20 protein-coding genes and 1 pseudogene are annotated in these 17776 nt (G+C 63.1%); 11 read left to right on the top strand and 10 right to left on the bottom strand.

Features of this window, described 5'->3' with window-relative positions; translation table 11 throughout:
• Window positions 1-92: 92 nt before the first annotated feature.
• The 9 genes and pseudogenes from Q3A80_RS01760 to Q3A80_RS01720 all read right to left on the bottom strand — a co-directional run bounded on the left by Q3A80_RS01760 (window position 93) and on the right by Q3A80_RS01720 (window position 5228).
• The gene (locus Q3A80_RS01760) at window positions 93-335 is read right to left on the bottom strand and encodes a helix-turn-helix transcriptional regulator (RefSeq protein WP_080594108.1); all 243 of its coding nucleotides are present in this window, start codon (window positions 333-335) and stop codon (window positions 93-95) included.
• Window positions 336-445: 110 nt separating this feature from the next.
• The gene (locus Q3A80_RS01755) at window positions 446-730 is read right to left on the bottom strand and encodes a hypothetical protein (protein WP_217255702.1); all 285 of its coding nucleotides are present in this window, start codon (window positions 728-730) and stop codon (window positions 446-448) included.
• Window positions 730-1149, bottom strand: coding sequence for a hypothetical protein (locus tag Q3A80_RS01750; RefSeq protein ID WP_446327385.1), 420 nt, complete (start codon window positions 1147-1149; stop codon window positions 730-732). Before Q3A80_RS01750 ends, Q3A80_RS01755 begins: the two co-directional genes overlap by 1 nt.
• A gap of 77 nt (window positions 1150-1226) precedes the next feature.
• Window positions 1227-2177: pseudogene (locus Q3A80_RS01745) on the bottom strand (ParB/RepB/Spo0J family partition protein); the annotation flags it as partial.
• Window positions 2177-2725: a hypothetical protein gene (locus Q3A80_RS01740; protein WP_446327476.1), complete on the bottom strand. Its 549-nt coding sequence runs from the start codon at window positions 2723-2725 to the stop codon at window positions 2177-2179. The pseudogene Q3A80_RS01745 and the gene Q3A80_RS01740, both read right to left, overlap by 1 nt.
• A gap of 47 nt (window positions 2726-2772) precedes the next feature.
• Window positions 2773-3135 carry a beta-hexosaminidase gene (locus tag Q3A80_RS01735; protein WP_446327384.1) on the bottom strand — a complete coding sequence of 121 codons (363 nt, stop codon included), beginning with the start codon at window positions 3133-3135 and terminating at the stop codon, window positions 2773-2775.
• 50 nt (window positions 3136-3185) lie between these two features.
• Entirely contained in the window at window positions 3186-3404 is a 219-nt protein-coding gene (locus Q3A80_RS01730) for a hypothetical protein (protein ID WP_006412176.1), read from the bottom strand.
• A gap of 443 nt (window positions 3405-3847) precedes the next feature.
• Window positions 3848-4276: a transcriptional regulator gene (locus tag Q3A80_RS01725; protein WP_446327383.1), complete on the bottom strand. Its 429-nt coding sequence runs from the start codon at window positions 4274-4276 to the stop codon at window positions 3848-3850.
• A gap of 691 nt (window positions 4277-4967) precedes the next feature.
• A complete protein-coding gene (locus Q3A80_RS01720; RefSeq protein WP_196775705.1) occupies window positions 4968-5228 on the bottom strand; it encodes a hypothetical protein in 261 nt (86 codons plus the stop codon).
• Between the two features lie 141 nt (window positions 5229-5369).
• Between Q3A80_RS01720 and Q3A80_RS01715 the strand changes: the two genes are divergently transcribed.
• The 4 genes from Q3A80_RS01715 to Q3A80_RS01700 all read left to right on the top strand — a co-directional run bounded on the left by Q3A80_RS01715 (window position 5370) and on the right by Q3A80_RS01700 (window position 9757).
• The gene (locus tag Q3A80_RS01715; RefSeq protein WP_043281023.1) at window positions 5370-5897 is read left to right on the top strand and encodes a phage regulatory CII family protein; all 528 of its coding nucleotides are present in this window, start codon (window positions 5370-5372) and stop codon (window positions 5895-5897) included.
• A gap of 1 nt (window position 5898) precedes the next feature.
• The gene (locus Q3A80_RS01710; protein ID WP_446327382.1) at window positions 5899-6282 is read left to right on the top strand and encodes a hypothetical protein; all 384 of its coding nucleotides are present in this window, start codon (window positions 5899-5901) and stop codon (window positions 6280-6282) included.
• A 158-nt stretch (window positions 6283-6440) separates the two neighbouring features.
• Window positions 6441-8948, top strand: coding sequence for a VapE domain-containing protein (locus Q3A80_RS01705; RefSeq protein WP_446327381.1), 2508 nt, complete (start codon window positions 6441-6443; stop codon window positions 8946-8948).
• Between the two features lie 221 nt (window positions 8949-9169).
• A complete protein-coding gene (locus Q3A80_RS01700; protein WP_446327380.1) occupies window positions 9170-9757 on the top strand; it encodes a hypothetical protein in 588 nt (195 codons plus the stop codon).
• Window positions 9758-10196: 439 nt separating this feature from the next.
• On the opposite strand, the gene Q3A80_RS01695 is transcribed toward Q3A80_RS01700, so the two are convergent.
• Window positions 10197-10556 (bottom strand): response regulator, encoded by a 360-nt coding sequence (locus tag Q3A80_RS01695; protein ID WP_446327475.1) that lies wholly within the window; start codon window positions 10554-10556, stop codon window positions 10197-10199.
• 461 nt (window positions 10557-11017) lie between these two features.
• Between Q3A80_RS01695 and Q3A80_RS01690 the strand changes: the two genes are divergently transcribed.
• From Q3A80_RS01690 to Q3A80_RS01660, 7 genes are all read left to right on the top strand, one after another.
• Window positions 11018-11572 carry a MarR family transcriptional regulator gene (locus tag Q3A80_RS01690; protein ID WP_446327379.1) on the top strand — a complete coding sequence of 185 codons (555 nt, stop codon included), beginning with the start codon at window positions 11018-11020 and terminating at the stop codon, window positions 11570-11572.
• Complete coding sequence (locus Q3A80_RS01685; RefSeq protein WP_446327474.1) at window positions 11472-13535, top strand: phage terminase large subunit family protein; 2064 nt, start codon at window positions 11472-11474, stop codon at window positions 13533-13535. Before Q3A80_RS01690 ends, Q3A80_RS01685 begins: the two co-directional genes overlap by 101 nt.
• Before the next feature lie 9 nt (window positions 13536-13544).
• The gene (locus Q3A80_RS01680) at window positions 13545-13751 is read left to right on the top strand and encodes a phage head-tail joining protein (protein ID WP_011657129.1); all 207 of its coding nucleotides are present in this window, start codon (window positions 13545-13547) and stop codon (window positions 13749-13751) included.
• Complete coding sequence (locus Q3A80_RS01675; protein WP_446327378.1) at window positions 13748-15235, top strand: phage portal protein; 1488 nt, start codon at window positions 13748-13750, stop codon at window positions 15233-15235. The genes Q3A80_RS01680 and Q3A80_RS01675 overlap by 4 nt, the downstream gene beginning before the upstream one ends.
• A 1-nt stretch (window position 15236) precedes the next feature.
• Window positions 15237-16322 carry a head maturation protease, ClpP-related gene (locus Q3A80_RS01670; protein WP_446327377.1) on the top strand — a complete coding sequence of 362 codons (1086 nt, stop codon included), beginning with the start codon at window positions 15237-15239 and terminating at the stop codon, window positions 16320-16322.
• Between the two features lie 30 nt (window positions 16323-16352).
• The gene (locus tag Q3A80_RS01665) at window positions 16353-16697 is read left to right on the top strand and encodes a head decoration protein (RefSeq protein ID WP_446327376.1); all 345 of its coding nucleotides are present in this window, start codon (window positions 16353-16355) and stop codon (window positions 16695-16697) included.
• Between the two features lie 83 nt (window positions 16698-16780).
• A complete protein-coding gene (locus Q3A80_RS01660; RefSeq protein WP_446327375.1) occupies window positions 16781-17776 on the top strand; it encodes a major capsid protein in 996 nt (331 codons plus the stop codon).

The following is a 17776-nucleotide window of genomic DNA, read 5'->3' as shown; positions in this document are numbered from 1 at the left end:
CCGGGTCGATCACCGCCATTGGCGACGAGCGGTCGTACTGTCCGAGACCTAACCTGACGTTGATTGACCGGTGAGGTCTCGGCCTATACAACTTACTCGGGCGCATGCGCATTAGCCTTGCGTCGGCCAGTTCCACAGTTCGGCGGGGGCAGAAACTCCGAGGGCGTGCGAGCTTCGGCCCATTCTTCGATTTCCCGAGTAAGCCATCCAACGCGACGACCCGAGAGCGCCCGCGGCTTCGGAAACTGGTCTTGGCGAACCAGTTTATGAATGACGGCGGGCGAAAGCGAGATAGCTGCGGAGACCGATTCAATATCCAGATAGATCGGCTTCATTGCGACGGTCATGCGTTACTGCCCTCGCGCGACGTTGAGTTCCAGTGCGATCGACATCACGTCGAAACCGTCGCGGCGTGTACAGGGAACGACGCGGATCGTGTTTGAAGTCATCGTTGGTCTCCGTTGATCTTGGGATGCCACGTTTCGAGCCATGCGCGTACGTGCTTCTTGAACGCGAAGGTCGAATGCTCGATGTCGACGTGACGTCGACTGAACAGGCAGTTCCACTTACCGTCATCTGCCCGCCAAATCGACACTGCTCCGTGATCGCCTGCGTCGGTACAGGCGCGATGTTGCCGAAGCAGGCGCATTGCATGAGCGGGAGACTGGAAGAAGGGTACGTTGTCGATACGGCCGGCGGCGACGCCCGGAAGGTTGACTAGGGAACCCATCATTGGCCTCCGTGCTTTGAGCTGGTAGGTATTGCGCGATTGAGCTGCATGAGCCCGGTCTCGAGCGTGATGCTGGCAGTCGCCGCCCACGTGCGGGCTTCCTGCGCCGCTTTATGGCGGGCGAAGGAGCCGACCTCGTCGGCCATCAGATCCAGTAGCTCGACGTCGGCCGCGTGCGAGATCTCAGTGATCAACGCGCGGATCTCGATGCGAATCGCGTCGAGCCGCGCGAGCTTGCCTTGGCGGGTATCCGCCAAGGCTTCGTTTTTCTGGATCGCTGTTTCGGGCGTCAGCCCATCGTTGTTCGACTGCAACGAAGTGCCGTTGAGGCTCGCCAGTGCGATAGCGGTGCGCTTTTTCGTGTGTTCCCGCTTTCGCGGCAGCGGACGAGGGGTAGAAAGGGCCGGGCGCGAGGTCAATTGGCGACTCCTGTCGGAAACGGCCATGCGGTCGCGGGGTGCAGCCCGCGTGTGGCGGCGGCCGACGTCGTGGCGATCGGTCGAATGTCCAGCAAATCGGCGACGGGCATCAGCGCCGTGTGGACGGCTTCGATGGTTGCAGGTGAGAGCTTGCCGAATCCATCGTCGTGCAGGACCGCTTGCAGCGCCTGCAAAAGTTGCTTGGCCTGCCCGTCAGCGACTTTGCGAGGTGCGTTCGAGCGCGCGGCCGGTTCTGCTGCGGTTGACGCAGCTACACCCGCGTCGCGAGACGTAGAGGACGCAGGAGCCATGTCGAGGTGCTTCTTCGTCACGCGCGTCTTACCGGCCGCAGCAGCCTTCGCCACGCCTTTCTGGAGCCGGTCGAGCGCCTTGTCGGCCCCATGGTCGCGGATCTGTTCGATCGCGAGCGTGCCCGAAACCGTACCGTCGCGGACCATCTGGTGCAGTTCCGCTGGTGCACGTTCGAGCAGCGCGACATCACGGACGGTCTGATCGGTGATGTTGAGCCGCTTGCAGATCGTCGCGACGGTCATGCCATGAACGTCACGCAATTCCGCGATAGCCGCAGCAAGATCGAGCGGCGATGACCGCTTGCCTTCGTTGCTGACGATGCCGTCGATGATCATTTCGGCGCGATTGACTGTCTTCGCGTCGCGTACTACGACAGGGATCTTATGCAGGTTGGCACCGGCCTCGATTGCCTTGCCTGCCGCGAGGTAGCGATGCTGGCCCTTGTATACGTACAGCAGGTCTTTACCGTCGACCTTTCGCGCGTAGCAATGCAGCGGGGAGCCCTTGTCGAATCCGTTGGCGAGGATCAGCGCGGTCAGGTGCTCGACCCATTCGGGATCGACCGGGCGAATGTTGTCCGCCGGGTCGTAGTGAAGCTGTTCGTACGGCACCATCCAGAGGTCCGCCGACGTCGCGCCGGCTGCGGCCGCGGCGGCTTTGATGTTCCCGGTCGGGATCGGGGCGGTCAGGTCGAGTTGCTGCGTGCGGTCGTCCATCATGCGCACCTCCGACGTTGAATCAGGAATTCGAGGCGCGCGACTTCAAGGTCGATGCTCTGGCGGAACAGTCGGAGATAGCGCAACGCGTGCGCGGCGGAATCCTGCAGCGTGTCCGGTGTGATCTCGAGCGGATACAGGTGCGGGAACGACACGGACACGTGGTTGCGACCGTCGCGCGTGACAATCGGGTGGAACGCGGGGCGGGTGTGCATCGACCCGGTGACGACCTCCGCAGGTGCCGCTCGCCGCGGTCGGAATGAGTCGTCCGCCCCGGTGGTGTACGTGCCGTCGGCCTGCTTGCATGGAATCGGCAGGGGCGGCGCTGCATCGGATCCTGCAAGCCAGTACACGAAGCGCAGATCGTGCGGCCGCGGCTGTCGGCGCAGCAGTCCCCCGCGCGCAAGCTTGTCGATGTGCTGAGCTGCGACACCGGCCATGTCGGGGAAGTACGTCTTGCAGACTTCCTCGGATGTCATCGCGCGATTCAGTCGCTTGAACACGTCGAGGATGCGAATGGTGAGGTCCGCGCGTTGTGCGGACGTCATGTCGACGAACGGGTTCACGCACTGCGTGGAATCGACGGTGCTCATCATCACGCGGCCTCCCGAATGGTGAGCGCACGCGGCTTCCGCGGCTTTTTCGCTCGGGTGATCACGGCCGCTGCTGCTGCCTCCAGTGCGCGTTTCGTGTCGCGCAGCCGTTTGATGGCCGAGGCGCAGTCATCTTCGCTTGGATACGAGATCTGAGTTCCGGCTATCTCCGTCCCATCGAGGATCATGTAGAGCGTGTGGACGCTGTCTGCGAGGGGCCGACGGGCAACGATGTATTTGCCGACGAGGATCGGGGTTGTCGGGCGCTTCGCGTCTCGGTCGTAGCGCACTACGCTTCGAAGGGACAGGGTGTCACGACGCACGACGTCAAAAGGCGGTTCGGCTGTGAATTTGATGCGCGACATGGCGGGTCTCCATGACGCCGGGGCGGGCCGCCCCGGCGTGTCGGGGCGGATTAGACGGTGACTTGATACGCGGTAGTCGGCACGACGACCGGATCGTCCTGAAACACATTGACGACAACGAATATCAGGCACGCCACGACGGTCCAGCGGAAGACTTTCGACTTCTCAAAGTTGCTTTGGCGTGCCGACTCAGACGGCGCGATGCGCGCTGCTTGCTCGTCCCGAAGCCAATTGCGCCGGGCAGTGGACTGGTGATCGAACATTTTCATAGCTTCTCCGAACGCTGCGAACTGCAGCAGTGGAGTCGAATGTTAGGCATTCCTTCGTCTCTTTGCAATAGGAATTCCTAACTTCGGTCGCGAGAATATGACAGGACCGCCTAATCGGTGACGACTAATGTCCCTGAAAGGTCTTGAATAAGTCGGACGAAATACTGTATGTTTATACAGTATTCGAGCAGAAGAATTGCCGAGGGGAGAAAGCTACGGGGCTATGTCGAAAGGAGAAATGCGCTGCAGACCGGGGGATTTGGCGATCGTGAGCCGTTGCCAAAACGAGTCACGCATTGGAATGCTAGTGCGGGTTGTGGGCCCGCACAGCACTGCCGATTACGATTGGGACGTGGAGCTTCTTAGCGGCCCGATCAGGGGGCGCGGGATACGCACGGGCCGCGTCGGCGAATACCGCACGGCCGCTGTGTTCGATTGGAACCTCACGCCTCTTCCGGGTCAGGACCATTCAAGTCGAGAAGGTCATCCGGCTGCTGTCCGCGTAGGTCTTCAAACACCTTGAGGGTTTGCAGTAGCGCAACAAAAGCACTTGACGGAAGCCCGACCTTATCTGCTTCGGTAAGCGCATCGACAAGGGCCTGAGCGTGGACGCCCAGCTTCTCCTGCTTCTGCGGAGCTGGTGCGTTCGCTCGACGCTCCATCTGTCCTTCGCCTGTCGCGAGCCACCACGGGTCGACATTCAAGAATTCGGCCGCCAGCAGCAAATTGGCGCCCTCCATCTTTTTGGTCTTGCCGCTCAGCCAGTCGCTAACTGACGGGGCACGGACGCGGCACGCGCGTGCCAAGTCGGCCGCCTTTTTTTCGGGCGGCATCTTCATCGCCTGTTCCAAGCGTTCGGCTAGTGTCGTCATTAGGAAAGCCTAACTCAATGCGAATAAGGAATGCCTTGCATTTGATGTAAGGAACACCTAACATAGCGGTATGAAAACACCATCACCCCTAGACCCGTACGCGTGCGCCGTAATCGATGCATTTGGGGGAACGGCCGCTACTGCCCAACTGTGCCAAGTGCGAATGCCATCTGTCTCCGAATGGCGAAGAAACGGTATCCCGCGCGCGCGTCTGCTGTTTTTACGACTGGCGCGCCCTGACTTGTTCGAGGCTCTCGATTCAAAAGCCGAAGAGTCGTAATACGCCCGGTGCCGGGACTCGAGTAGCAGTCGAGTCTACGGGATGCATGGATCTTGGCTGAATCGTAATCGCCAGCGTACCGCCCCGACAGGATGAAAGCATCTCAATCCCAAACGCCTCATATGACCTGCCGATACATCGATGGCGCACGCGTGCGCGCGCACGGAAGAGATTCCGCTACTGAATTACCGGAGCTTGGTCCGGACAGAGACTGTGTGTTTCACGGTCGCCTTGATAACCGCTGCACAGGAGGCAAGATGAACTGGGTTCGTGGAGTCGTGCATATCACGATGGAAGCTGACGACGGCGGCGACCCTATGGGCATCCGTGTTATCGCGGGGATGACGGATAACGCGGATGCAGGTTCGGACGTTCTGTCCGCTATCGCCGAAGTGCTCGGGCGGGCCGCAGCTAGCGCGGTTCCCTCTGCCGTGTCTCTTCGTGCCCACAAGCGGAGCAACGAAGCGTGTCGAGCTTCACACCCGCAAAGTCAAACTCCGGGTGAGGAATCGACGCAGTGACTTTCATTGCTGGCTCGTTGCATAACGGACACATCTGCCCGCCCGGTGCGAGCTTCGCTTCGAGCGCCGCAACACGCGCCTTGAGCGCGTCGATCTCTGCCGGCGCTCCCGAAATGCGTTTCCAGCCCGGTACACGTTCGAGAGTCTTCATGATGTCTTCCAACAATCCCATAGGCTTCCTCGTTCGTTTGTTTTGCGGAACTCGACTGTATCACTCCGTCGCGGCCAGATTCGTTGGTGGAGAGGGCGTACGCCAGATTCAATGCCCGATCAATTTGGAGTTCGCGTCAAAATGACCTGCCGATACGACAGCACTGAATGGTTGGACGTCTTGTACACGTCCGTTCGCAACACGCCCGGCGGCGTTGCCGACGCCGCCAACTATCTCACCGTGCGACGCGGCAAAAACGTCACGACAGAGTCGTTGCGCCTGCGCTTGCGCGGCGTCGGCGATAGCCGCTTGTCGATGGAAATGTTCGAGTTGCTGATCGAGTGGATGCAGGAAAAGACCGAGGCCAAGGCGCACGCACTCGATGCGCTCCATGCACTGAACGCACGTTTCGGATTGGTCGCAGAGCACGTAGACGAGCACGGTGCCGATGAGGCACTGGAGCCGGGAGCAATGCGACTAGTTTCGACGGCGCTGCATCTGCAGGCGCACGTCGGCCGCGTCGCAGACGACGTGACGCGCGCGCTCGAAGATCAGCGGATCGATGATCGCAAGGCCGAAGAGATCATCGCAACGGGGCGGAAGGGGCAACGTCTGTTCCAGCGACTGATCCATGCCGCGCGCAACCTTGCGAAGCGCCGCCGCCGCTGACATGGAGCGATTCAAGCCCGGCATGGGGTGCTGCCGTGTCGCGCGCGAGCAGGTCGAACTGTGCTGCAGCTACTCGCAGCAGCTCGCGTGCGCGACCGCAAGCCTTGCTCATCGCTTTGCCACTGCGCCTGACGACGCTGGCCGATTTCTTGGTGATCTGATGGCGACATTTCCCGATCGCGTCGCCGTGTTTCTTGCGGAGGCGGAGCGAGTCAGTCGCGTTGACGTGTTCATCGCGGCGTCGGCCCGTTTCTGCGGCGCACTTCCCACCAAGCCGGAACGTCACGCGTTCCGCGATCAGATCGTCGGCCAGCTTTGTGCGGCCGATCTTTCCGCATTCGATGAGCGTATGTCCGCCGAATGGCGTCGACTGCGCGGCAAGTAACCGGAGACCAAAGTGACTTTGCAGAGCGTCAGCAGCGGCCTGCGCCGCCGGCATTCAATGCCGCAACGCAAGACGATCGGGACCGATGTATACAGCGCCGGCCGGAAGGCATGGCGCTCAACCCTTCATCAACGCGAACTGGAAAGGAGAATCGCTGAATGTCGTCGCTAGATCAGATCCGCGCGCAGCTTGCGGCAGCCGGGCATCCGGAATTGCCGGCGGGCCACCCGATCGCGGATGGCAAGCATCACCGCTACGGGCCGCGAAAGAAGTACTGGTACCAACTGCGCGAAGTCGTCAGCAAGGGTGCCGTGATCGGATACGCCGGCACTTACGGTCACTTCTCGGGCGACGATCCCGGCACCGAGCGTTTCGAATGGGACGGTGCACCGTTGAGCGAAGAAGCGCTGGCGGAAACCCGTCGCCGTCAGGAAGCTGCCGAGCGCGAGCAGGCTGAGCGCGACGCCCGGCAGGCGAAGCTGGCCGCGAACCGTGCGCGGGATCAATGGAGCCGTGCATCCGAACATGGCTCATCCGCATACCTGGAGCGCAAGGAGATCACGGCCGAAGGCGTGCGCTTCGATGCCGACGGCACGATGTTCGTGCCGATGTACCAGTACGGAGACGAACCCCGCCTCGTTGGCTTGCAGAAGATCACGCCCGACGGCGCGAAACGCTTCAGCAAGGGCATGGAGAAGAAGGGCGCATCGTGCCTGCTTGGCGTGGTGGGGGCTGACGATCAGATCGTGATGGTCGCCGAAGGCTACGCGACGGCACGATCGATCCGCATGGCGGTCGACCGGGCATTCGCAGTCGATGTTTGCTTTGACGCGGGCGGAATACTGCCGGCCGTGCGCCGCTTACGTGCGATGCACCCTGACGTTCACGTCCTGATCTGCGCCGACGACGACTGGAAAATCGAGCAGCGCATGCGTGAGTGGCTGGCCGACGAGTTCGCTTTCCGGGGCGAACTGATCTTCGGTGCTGACCCGGTGCGCATCGAGGCGAAGAATACGTGGTACATGGTCGCCGCAGCACGCCGTCATGATGACAATGGTGTGCCGTACGTCGAGGTGAGCTACGGTAACGATGTGATGCCAGTGCGCCGGAAGCGTTTCGAGAACACGGGCCTGAAACGCGCGTACGAGGCGGCAGCCGAGGTTGACGACGTGAGCGTCGTCTATCCCGTGTTCGCCAATCGCGGCGAGCGCAAGCTAACCGACTTCAACGACCTGCATGTCGAAGAAGGCCTCGAAGCCGTCGCGGAGCAGGTACAAGCAGCGATCTTGCGCGTCATTGCGCCAGCGAACGAAGACATTCGGCCCGCGACGATGTCACCGTCGACCGCGGACGTGCCGAAATCGAAACCCGCCGCGACGTCCGCTGCCGCAGAAGGGCCACAATGGGATGGCCGCGAAGCGGAGAACGGCGCCCACACGTGGGAACAGGACCTCGCGCGCTCCGAGAAGGGCACGCTACTGCCAACGCTCGGCAACGTGCACATGATCCTGTCGAACCACAAGGCGTGGAAGGGCGTGATCGAGCAGGACGACTTTGGTGGCCGCGTGATGAAGCGCAAAGCGCCACCGTTCCCGCAAGGTGTGACGGGCGAGTGGACCGACATGGACGACCAGCGCTGCGCCTTGTGGTTGTCGCAGCGGTACGGTCTGTCGGTGCGCACCGACATCGTGATGAACGCGGTGCTGCTGGTCGCGGACGCGACCCACTTCCACGAGGTCCGTGAATACCTCGAAGGGCTCAAATGGGATGGCGTGCCGCGCGTGCGGAAGATGCCGTCGACGTACCTGCGCGTGGCCGACAGCGAGTACGTGCAGCTCGCGTTCATGAAATGGATGATCGCGGCCGTCGCGCGCGTCATGGAACCGGGCTGTAAGGTCGATAACGTGCTGATCCTCGAAGGCAAGCAGGGACACCGCAAGTCGACCGCACTGAAGGTGCTGGCGGGCGCTCCGTGGTTCACCGACACGCCGATCCAGATCGGCAACAAGGACACGTATGCCGTGCTGGCCGGCAAGTGGGTGATCGAGCTGGCCGAGCTGGATTCGCTGAACAAGGCCGATTCTTCGGCGGTGAAGAGCTTCTTCGCGACGGCCGTTGACCGGTTCCGCAACTTCTACGGCAAGCGGGCGACCGACGTGCCGCGTCAGTGCGTGTTCGCCGGCTCGGTCAACTTCGATACGTACCTGAAGGACGAATCGGGCAACCGCCGCTACTGGCCGCTGCGCGTCGGCGGCATGGTGGACATCGACGGCATCGTCGCCGTGCGCGATCAGTTGTGGGCCGAGGCCGTGCATCTGTACCGCTCGGGCGTCGTTTGGCACGTCACGGAGGACGAGCGTCCCCTGTTCGAGATCGAACAGGCTGAGCGCTACGAAGGCGACGTGTACGAAGACAAGATCGCGAAGGCCCTCGAATACGTTGAGCGCACGACGATGGAGGAAATCCTCGCCGACGTCCTGAAGCTCGATACGTCGAAATGGTCGCTGCCGGAGCAGCGCCGTATCGGCAAGGCGCTGAAGTCGCTCGGTTGGGTGCGCAAGCGAGAGTCGACGGGGTCGCGCGGCTGGTACTACGTGCGCGAGGAGCAGGAGCCTGAAGTCGAGCGCGAACTGGTTACGGTCGGTGATGACGACAGCCCGCTGTAACGCGTTGGCGCGCCGTGCCGGTATGGTCGGCGCGCCGCTGCGCCAGCGTTGGCGCGCCGTGGACGTCCCATGTCCCGACGTCCCAAAGCGCGGCCTCGGGCGCGGGTGCGCGGGCGCGACATGCGCGACGTGAGGGCGCATGTCGCGCATGTCGCAGGCGCGCACACCTGCAAGCCTTTTCCCTTGGGACATTGAGACGTTAGGACGTTAAGGAGAAGAAGATGATCGATTTGATGGAGCGGGCGGGCGTTGCAATGAGCGTTCGTGGTCAGTTCACCGACCCGATTGCCGATCCGAAAGTTACTTTGGGCGCGCTGGCCTTTGCGAACGATCTCGGTCGGTTGCTGGTTCGGATCAAGGCAGGCCAAGAGACCAAGCCCGCGACGATCCGCAAAGCAACGTTGCTGTTTGCGCAGATGATCCGCTTGTCGGGACGTTTCAAGCGCAGTCGATTCACTGGTCTGAAGCATGACGAACGACGCGATCAGCGGGCAGGGTATGAAGTTGAGCGCGCAAAGGCCGATATCGTCGAGCGCTTCGCGTTGCGCGTGCTTGACGAATGGATCAACAATCAGTGCGCAAGGTGCGAAGGGCGTGGCATCGTTCGGCGAGACGGGCGATACATTTGCCCGGATTGCGCTGGCTCAGGCAAGCGCCCGATTGACGAGCCTGCGCGTGCGCAAGCGATCGGTGTGCCGCTCGATGAATATCGTCGCCACTGGTCGCGTCGTTTCCATGACATGCATGCGCTGCTGGATCACGTCAATGGATCGGTGTCCGACACAATGCGCCGCCAATTGCGAGAATGAAACGTCTTCCATTCCAAGAGCGGATCGCGTAAACTTCGAACATCCTTTACCGCTGCACTGGATATTCGCTGGCACCGCGCGTTAGTCGTGCAAACCTCTCGGGACATAAGAACACATAGTGGAGCCCGTTAGGTCGTGTGGGGGCGTTCGTCCCTACGAAATGAATTCTGAAGCCCTGAGTGCGAAAGCCCTCGGGGCTTTTTGCATTGGGGCGCTGAAATGCGAATCGAGTCGACGAGCACCGGCCCGCGCGAGTTTTGGTTGGCGTGGGATGAAGATCGGAGCATGGGACGCGTCACTGCGCGGTGCTTCGTGTTAGACGATGCGATGGACCGCGTCGTGTGGGCTATGGAGAGGGCGGGCGACTGTGCGATCGCTGATGTCGAGATCGATTGACTTGGTTGCGCGGCCCCGCTGGCTCGCTTTCGTCGACTGAGGGCTAGGTCCGTGGCACTGCAACAAGAGAACGCACGGCTTGGGCTACCGATGGCCAAGAAACGGGCTTAAGGAAGAATGCGTGCCATAACCCCTCTTCAGAAGGAGCCTGAGACGCGGACATCAACACGACCGGAAGCAAGCCAAACATAGGATTACTGCGCAGTGTCCGACAGAGCGTTACTCCGTCCATGTCGGGCATGGACCAATCGGTAATTACAAGGTCCACTGCGATTTCCGAGAGCTTGGTAAGGGCTTCGAGACCGTTCCGAGCCAAAATGACTTGATAGCCCTCGCGTTCAAGCAGCCATCGAAACATCTCCAGTGTTGGCTCGTCGTCGTCAACAAAAAGGATAGTTGTCACAATCAACGTCCATGGTTGCGAGGTGAAAATGCGGCCCCTTGGCCCGCAGCCCGTCTCAATTTTGCATCGTAAATTGCCGGCGCACTAGTCCCACGAAGCAGCCACGGCTCGTGTGCTCATCTGGGCTGGGGAGAAAAATGGATGCTGATGGTGTGGCCCTATATATCGCGGGTTTGGACAAGCTTCATGTGATCGATGCCGGATGATTTATGGTGGATGGCGCGGGTTGCCGCCCTGTCTCTGTGAGACCCGCATCGATTATGGGGGTCACTCGGATCACCCACTGGCGACACCTGCCGAGGGCGCCCTGTGGCCGAACGCCACGGTACTCCCTGACGTTCGCTCTGGCATTCGGGATCAACCTTTTTTGAGTGGGCAGGGACCCTGTGCGCGGCCAACGATGCGGGGCCTCAGACCCGCGTTTTTTCTCTACTGTCGAATCTCCATAGGGGGTCATATTCATGCCCACCCAACAACAGATCGCCGAGCACCTCGACTTGGATCAGTCGGCCGTTTCCCGGTTCGTCGACAAGGTCCAGCTCGACTATCGGGAAGCGACGCTCGACGAGATCCGCGTCGCCTATATCCGGCACCTGCGCGAGATGGCTGCGGGCCGCGCGAGCGGCACCGGCATCGATCTGGTCGCCGAGCGCGCGAAGACGGAGATCGTCGAGCGCGAGATCAAGCTGCTGACGCTGGCCGAGAAGAAAGGCCAGCTCGTGAACGTCGCGCAGCTGGAACAGGCGTTCGGCCAGATGGTCGGCGCATTTCAAACGGAACTGCTGGCGCTGCCCGACAAGCTGGTGCAGGAGCTGCGCGCACTGTACGACGTCGAGGTCGACGTCGAGTGGTTGAACGAGCACATGTATGGATGCCTTGAGCAGCTATCTCAATACGATCCAGACCGTCCACGCGGTGATCCGCCGGATCGCGCAGCTGCTGCGCCCGCCGGAGAGGATTGGCACGACGGACTGGGCGCGGCAGTACCGGCGGATGAGTGCGAAGGCGACCGCTAGTCCCGGCCGCTATAACCCGAACATCACGCCTTGGGTCTTCGGCATGCACGAGGCGCTGGACGATCCGCGTGTGCAGAAGGTCGTCTGCATGAAGTCGGCGCAGGTCGCGTGGACCGATGGCGTGCTGTTGAACTACATCGGCCGGCGCATCGATGTCGATCCGTGCCCGATGATCGTGATGTTCGCCAAAGAAAAGTCGGCAAAGAAGTTCAACCTGGAGAAGTTCGAGCCGATGGTCGAGGTGACGCCTCGCCTTGCGGCCAAGGTGCCGGTGCACGCCGGCCGAGACAAGAACAACCTGTGGGACCACAAAACCTTCCCGCGCGGCTTTCTGAAGTTCATCACGTCGAACGCGCCGGATGACGTGAAGTCGACGCCGGCCCCGGTCGTCGCGGTCGAAGAGCCGGACGACGCGAACACCAACGTGCGTGATCAGGGCGATTCGATCACGCTGCTGGAGGAGCGCAACAAAAGCTATTCGGACAGCCGCCGCAAGGTGATTTTCGGCGGCACGCCGACGGTCGATGGCTTCTCGCGGATCCAGCAGGCATTCGAGTCGTCGGATCAGCGCGTCTATCTGGTGCCGTGCCCGGACTGCGGCGAGGAGCACGAACTGGCGTGGGAGAACGTGACGTGGTCGGAGGAGGCCGAGGTCGAACACGAAGTGTTCGGTCGTGCGCAGCCGGAGACCGCGCGGTACACGTGCCCGCACTGCGGCAGCCTGTGGGACGACAACGCCCGCATCCGTGCTGTGCGGCGCGGCCGGTGGGTCGCGACGGCACCGTTCTACGGCGTGGCGGGCTTCCGGCTGAACGAGCTGGTCTCGCCGTTTCCCGGCTCGCGCATGGGCGAGCTGGTCAAGAAATGGCTGACTGCCGAGCGCGCGCTGCGCGCGGGCGACGACACGAAGATGCGCTCGTTCGTGAACAACACGATGGGCCGACCGTACAAGTACAAATCGGACCTGCCGGAGCTCGACCTGCTGGCCGAGCGTGCGCTGCCGTATGCGGCGTTCACCGTGCCTTCGCGCGGCCTGCTGCTGACGCTCGGCGTCGACGTGCAGCACAACCGCATCGCGGTCGTCATCCGTGCGTGGGGCCGCGGCGAAGAAAGCTGGCTGGTGCTGTGGGACGAGTTGCACGGCAACGTGCTGGAGCAGGGCGAGAATCCACTGACCGGCGGCGTATGGGGCGCGCTGACGGAATTGCTGACGCAGGCGTACCGGCACGAAAGCGGCGGCCTCGTCCGCGTCCGTGCCGCGTCGATCGACTCGTCGGACGGTTCCACGTCCGACGCCGTGTACAAGTATGTGCGTGCGGCACAACGGGCCGGGCTGAACGTGATGGCGATCAAGGGCAGCACCGACGCCGGCGCGGAGATCTTCAGCGTGCCGAAGGCGTCGATCGACTCGACGCGCAACAACAGCAAGGCCGCGAAATACGGCCTACGACCGTTCATGGTCGGTGTCAGCAAGGCGAAAGACCTGATTCTCGACAACCGGCTGAAGTTGGACGGAGATGGACCGGGACGGATGCATTGGCACGTCGGCGTACGTTCCGACTACCTGGCGCAACTCACGGCTGAGGTGAAGGTGCCCGGCCGCACCGGCGGCAAACGCGTGTGGCAGAAGAAGGCTGGCGCACGGAACGAAGCCCTCGACTGCGAGGTGTACGCGCTGCACGCGGCGCGTAGCGTGAAAACGCATCTGCTGACCGAACAGCACTGGTTGCTCGAACAACATCGCATTTCACAGGTGACGCTGTTTGATGCGGTGCCGGTGATCGAGGCGTTGCCGCTCGCACGGCCGTTCGAGCAACCGCCGGATCCACCGAACGAATCGGCCGTCGAAACCGCTGCTGTCGTCCAGACGGCAACGAAACCACCCGAAACCCCGCCACCGAGCGGGGTTTCGCGCATTCAGGGCCGGCGTGTCGGCCGGTCGACGTACCTGAAGCGCCGCTAGGAGAAACACATGGCATACACGATGGCAGACCTGCAACGCATCCAGTCGGCGATCGCGAAGGGTGAGCTCGAGGTCCAGTACGCGGATCGCAAGGTGCGCTACCGGTCAATTGCCGAGCTGCGCGACGCGCAAACCGAGATCATCCGGGCGCTGGATGGTGCGACCGGCCGCTCGCGGCTCATTCGGCTGCGCCACGCCGGCAAGGGGGTGCGATGAGCCGCGCGTATCCGGTTCTCGCGCAACGCGGCTTTGTCGTGCCCACGCGCCTGAAAGCGGCGGCGTACGAATCGGCCGGCACGCGCGGAGCGCGGGCGAAGTCGTGGCAGGCGTCGAGCGCCGGGCCGAATGCATCGGTCGTGCAGAACCTGCCGCTGATGCGTCACCGCGCACGGGACGCGATCCGAAACGACCCGTGGGCGAAGACGGCGATCGCGCGGCTGGTGTCGAACACAATCGGCACCGGCATTCAGGCGCATCCGCAGCATCCGGACGCGGACGTACGTCGCGCCCAAAAGCAACTTTGGGACGACAGCTCGGGGGAGCTAGACGCCGACGGCGTGCACGACCTGTACGGTTTGCAGACGCTCGCTGCGCGGGCGTTCTTCAGCGACGGCGAGGTCCTGGTGCGTCGCCGTCTACGCCCGCCGCATGCCGCACTGGCCGTGCCGATGCAGATTCAGTTGCTCGAAGGCGACATGCTGCCGGTCACGAAGAACGAGCCGATTCCTGGCGGCGAGATCATCAACGGCGTCGAGTTCAACGAAGACGGGGAGCGCGTCGCGTATCACCTGCTGCGCCGGCATCCGGGCGAGTACAACCGGTTCGCTGGCGACGCGGTGCAGACCGTGCGTGTGCCGGCCGACGAGATCGCGCACGTGTTCCACGGGCTGCGGCCCGGTCAGGTGCGCGGGGTGCCCGAGCTGTCGACGGTGCTGCTGCGGCTGCATTCGCTGGACAACTTCGACGACGCGGTGCTGTTCCGGCAGGAGGTGAGCAACCTCTTTGCCGGTTTCATCGTGAAGCCGCAAGCCGAGGTCGGCCCGCTCGGCGATCCGGTGTCCGGTGCGCCGATCGAGTTCGACGTCGACGGCTTCTCGCCGGTGGTATCGCTCGAGCCCGGTGCGATGCAGGAGCTGGCGCCTGGGGAGGACGTGAAGTTTGCGACGCCGCCCGGAGCGGGGGCCGACTATGCGCCGTTCATGCGCCAGCAATTGATGGCGGCAGCCGCGTCGGTCGGCATGCCGTATGAGGTGCTGACCGGCGACCTGCGCGACGTCAGCGACCGTGTGCTGCGCGTGTTGCTCAACGAGTTCCGACGATCGATCGAGCAGTTGCAGCAGAACGTGTTCATCCACCAGTTCTGTCGGCGGATCTGGCGCTGGTGGGTCGACGCGTGCGCGCTGTCGGGCGCGTTGTCGATGCCGAACTATCACCGTGCGCGACGCGAATACCTGCGCGTACGGTGGGTGCCGCAGGGCTGGCCGTACATCCACCCGGTACAGGACGTGTCGGCCAAGCGTGCGGAGATCCGTGCGGGGCTGACGAGCCGAACCGGCGCGATTCTGGCGAAGGGTGAGGATCCGGAACAGGTCGATGACGAGAACGCGGCCGATCAGCAGCGCGCGCAACGGCTCGGATTGCAGTACGACACGCACGCGGGCGACGACACCGATCCGCTCGCGCACACGAATGGGGAGTGAGATGAAACGCAATCGTAAGTGGTGGGATATCCGGGCGCAGGCGAATGCGGCCGGCGAGGTCGAAATCCGGATCTACAACGAGATCGGGTTTTGGGGCACGGGCGCGCAGACGTTCGTGACGCAGCTCGATGCGGCGGCGGCAAATGCGTCCACGATCGTGGTCGCGATCAACTCGATGGGCGGTGACGTGTTCGACGCGTTCGCGATCTACAACGCGCTGCGTCGGCATGCGGGCAAGGTGAAGGTGCGCGTCGACGGCGTCGCAGCGTCGGCCGCATCGCTGATCGCGATGGCCGGCGACGAGATCGTGATGCCGGAGAACGCGCTGCTGATGATCCACAACGCACACACGGTGACGGCGGGTGAAGCGAAAGACCTGCGGCGCATTGCCGACCTGCTCGATAACGCAGGCGACGGGATCCTCGCCGCGTATGCGGCCAAGAGCGGACAGTCGGTCGACGAGATCCGGGCAATGATGGACGCCGAGACCTGGTTGACGGCGGCGCAGGCGAAGGAGAAGGGATTCTGCGACACGATCGAGGCGGCGGTGAAGCTGTCAGCGTCGGCCAGCTCGACGGCGCTGCTCGCGCGCTTCTCGGCGGTGCCCGACGTCGTGCGGGCGTTGGTCGACCAGGACGAGCCGCAGGCCGATACGCCGCCGGAGCCGAGGCCTGATCCGGTTCCGGAAGCAAAGCCCGATCCGCAGCCGGTGCCACCGGCGTCCGACGTGTCGGCGCTGGCGTCGCACGTGTTCACGGCATGCCGTGATGCGCGCTTGTCGCACTGCGCCGAGGCCATCGTGACGGCGACCGGCCTGAAGGATCGAGCAACCGTCGACGCCGCGATTCAACAGGCCGCGGACATCGCCGGAATCTGCTTGGCGGCCAACGTGCCGGAGCTGACCGCGCAGTTCGTCGCTGACGGGCTGTCGCCCGATCACGTACGCGCGCGGCTGTTCGAGCGCGTGACGGCATCGCAATCGCGCATTAATCCGCGCGCACAACCGGCAGCGCAAGACGGGCCGGCCGTGGTCGCGAACGCGCCGCGTGCGGCGTCCATCTACGCGGCTCGCAAGAGCGGCAAGTAACTTTGACGATACCCGAGGAGGGGAATACTCATGTCGAATGTGAAGGTACAGGGCAGCCAGACGGCGGAATTTCTCGTGTCGGAAGGCAACGGGCAAATCTCGCGCGAACACATCATCGTCAAGGCGGGGCCGGCGCTGCCGGCCGGCCAGGTGCTCGGGGTGACGAGCACCGGCGAGTATGCGCCGTATGACAACGCCGCAACCGACGGTTCCGAGATCGCTGCAGCGGTGTTGTACGCGCCGCTGCCGGCATCCGAGGCAGCGCGCTCGGCGACCGGCATCGTTCGGCTTGCCGAGGTCGCCGCCGCGCGCCTCACCGGTCTGGATGCCGCCGGGCGCACCGATCTCGCCGAGCGTCACGTGATCGTCCGCTGATCGCAGCACCCGCTCCCTGATGCACACACAAGGCCACGCAAGCGCGTGGCCTTTTTCGTATCCATTTCCCTGTTGGAGGTTGTATGGCGGACATCGCCCTGTTTCAAGATGAAGCGTTCTCGCTGTCGTCGCTCACGGCTGCGATCAACGAGCAGCCGCACGTGCCCGGCCGCATCGGTGCGCTCGGCCTGTTCGAAGAGGACGGCATCACCACGACGACGATCCAGATCGAGCGCGACGGCGACACGCTGTCGCTCGTCTCGGCCGGTGAGCGCGGCTCGCCGTCGGCGATCGTGCTCGGCAGCAAGCGCAGCATGATCCCGTTCAACACGGTACACCTGCCGCAGCGTACATTCGTGAAGGCCGACGAGATCCAGAACCTGCGCGCGTTCGGCTCCGAAACGGAGCTGGAGGCGCTGCAGACCGTGGTGAACCGGCGGCTCGCGAAGCTGCGCCGCCAGCTCGACGCGACACACGAATTCCACCGCATCGGCGCGATCAAGGGCGCGGTGCTCGATGCCGACGGCAAGACGGTGCTGATCGACCTGCTTCAGTACTTCGGCATCGAGCAGACCGTCATTCCGTTCGAGCTGGGCAAGGCCGACACCGAGATCCGCGTGAAATGCGTCGAGGTGCAGGATGCGATCGAAGATGCGCTGGGCGCGACGACGTACACCGGCGTGCGCGTGCTGTGCGGCCGGGCGTTCTGGAACAAGCTGATCGTCGCGAAGACTGTGAAGGAAACGTACCTCGCGACCGCGATGGCAGCGTCGCTGCGCGGCGATGCGCGCGACGCATTCGACTTCGGCGGCTGCACCTTCGAGCGCTATCGCGGGCGTGTCGGCGACATCGGCTATGTGGCCGACGACGAGGCGTATGCGGTGCCCGAAGGCGTGCCGGAACTGTTCATCACGCGCTTCGCACCGGCCGACTATGTCGAGGCGGTGAACACGACGGGCCTGCCGTACTACGCGAAGCAGGAACTGGCGCAGTTTGGAAAGGGTGTCGACATCGAGGCCCAATCGAACCCAGTTCACCTGTGCACGCGCCCGAAGGCGATCGTGAAGCTCAAGGCCTGA

It is taken from the genome of Burkholderia sp. SR8 (genome assembly GCF_052851275.1).
The sequence above is the reverse complement of the archived record's forward strand: the minus strand, read 5'-3'. Positions and strand labels throughout refer to the sequence as shown.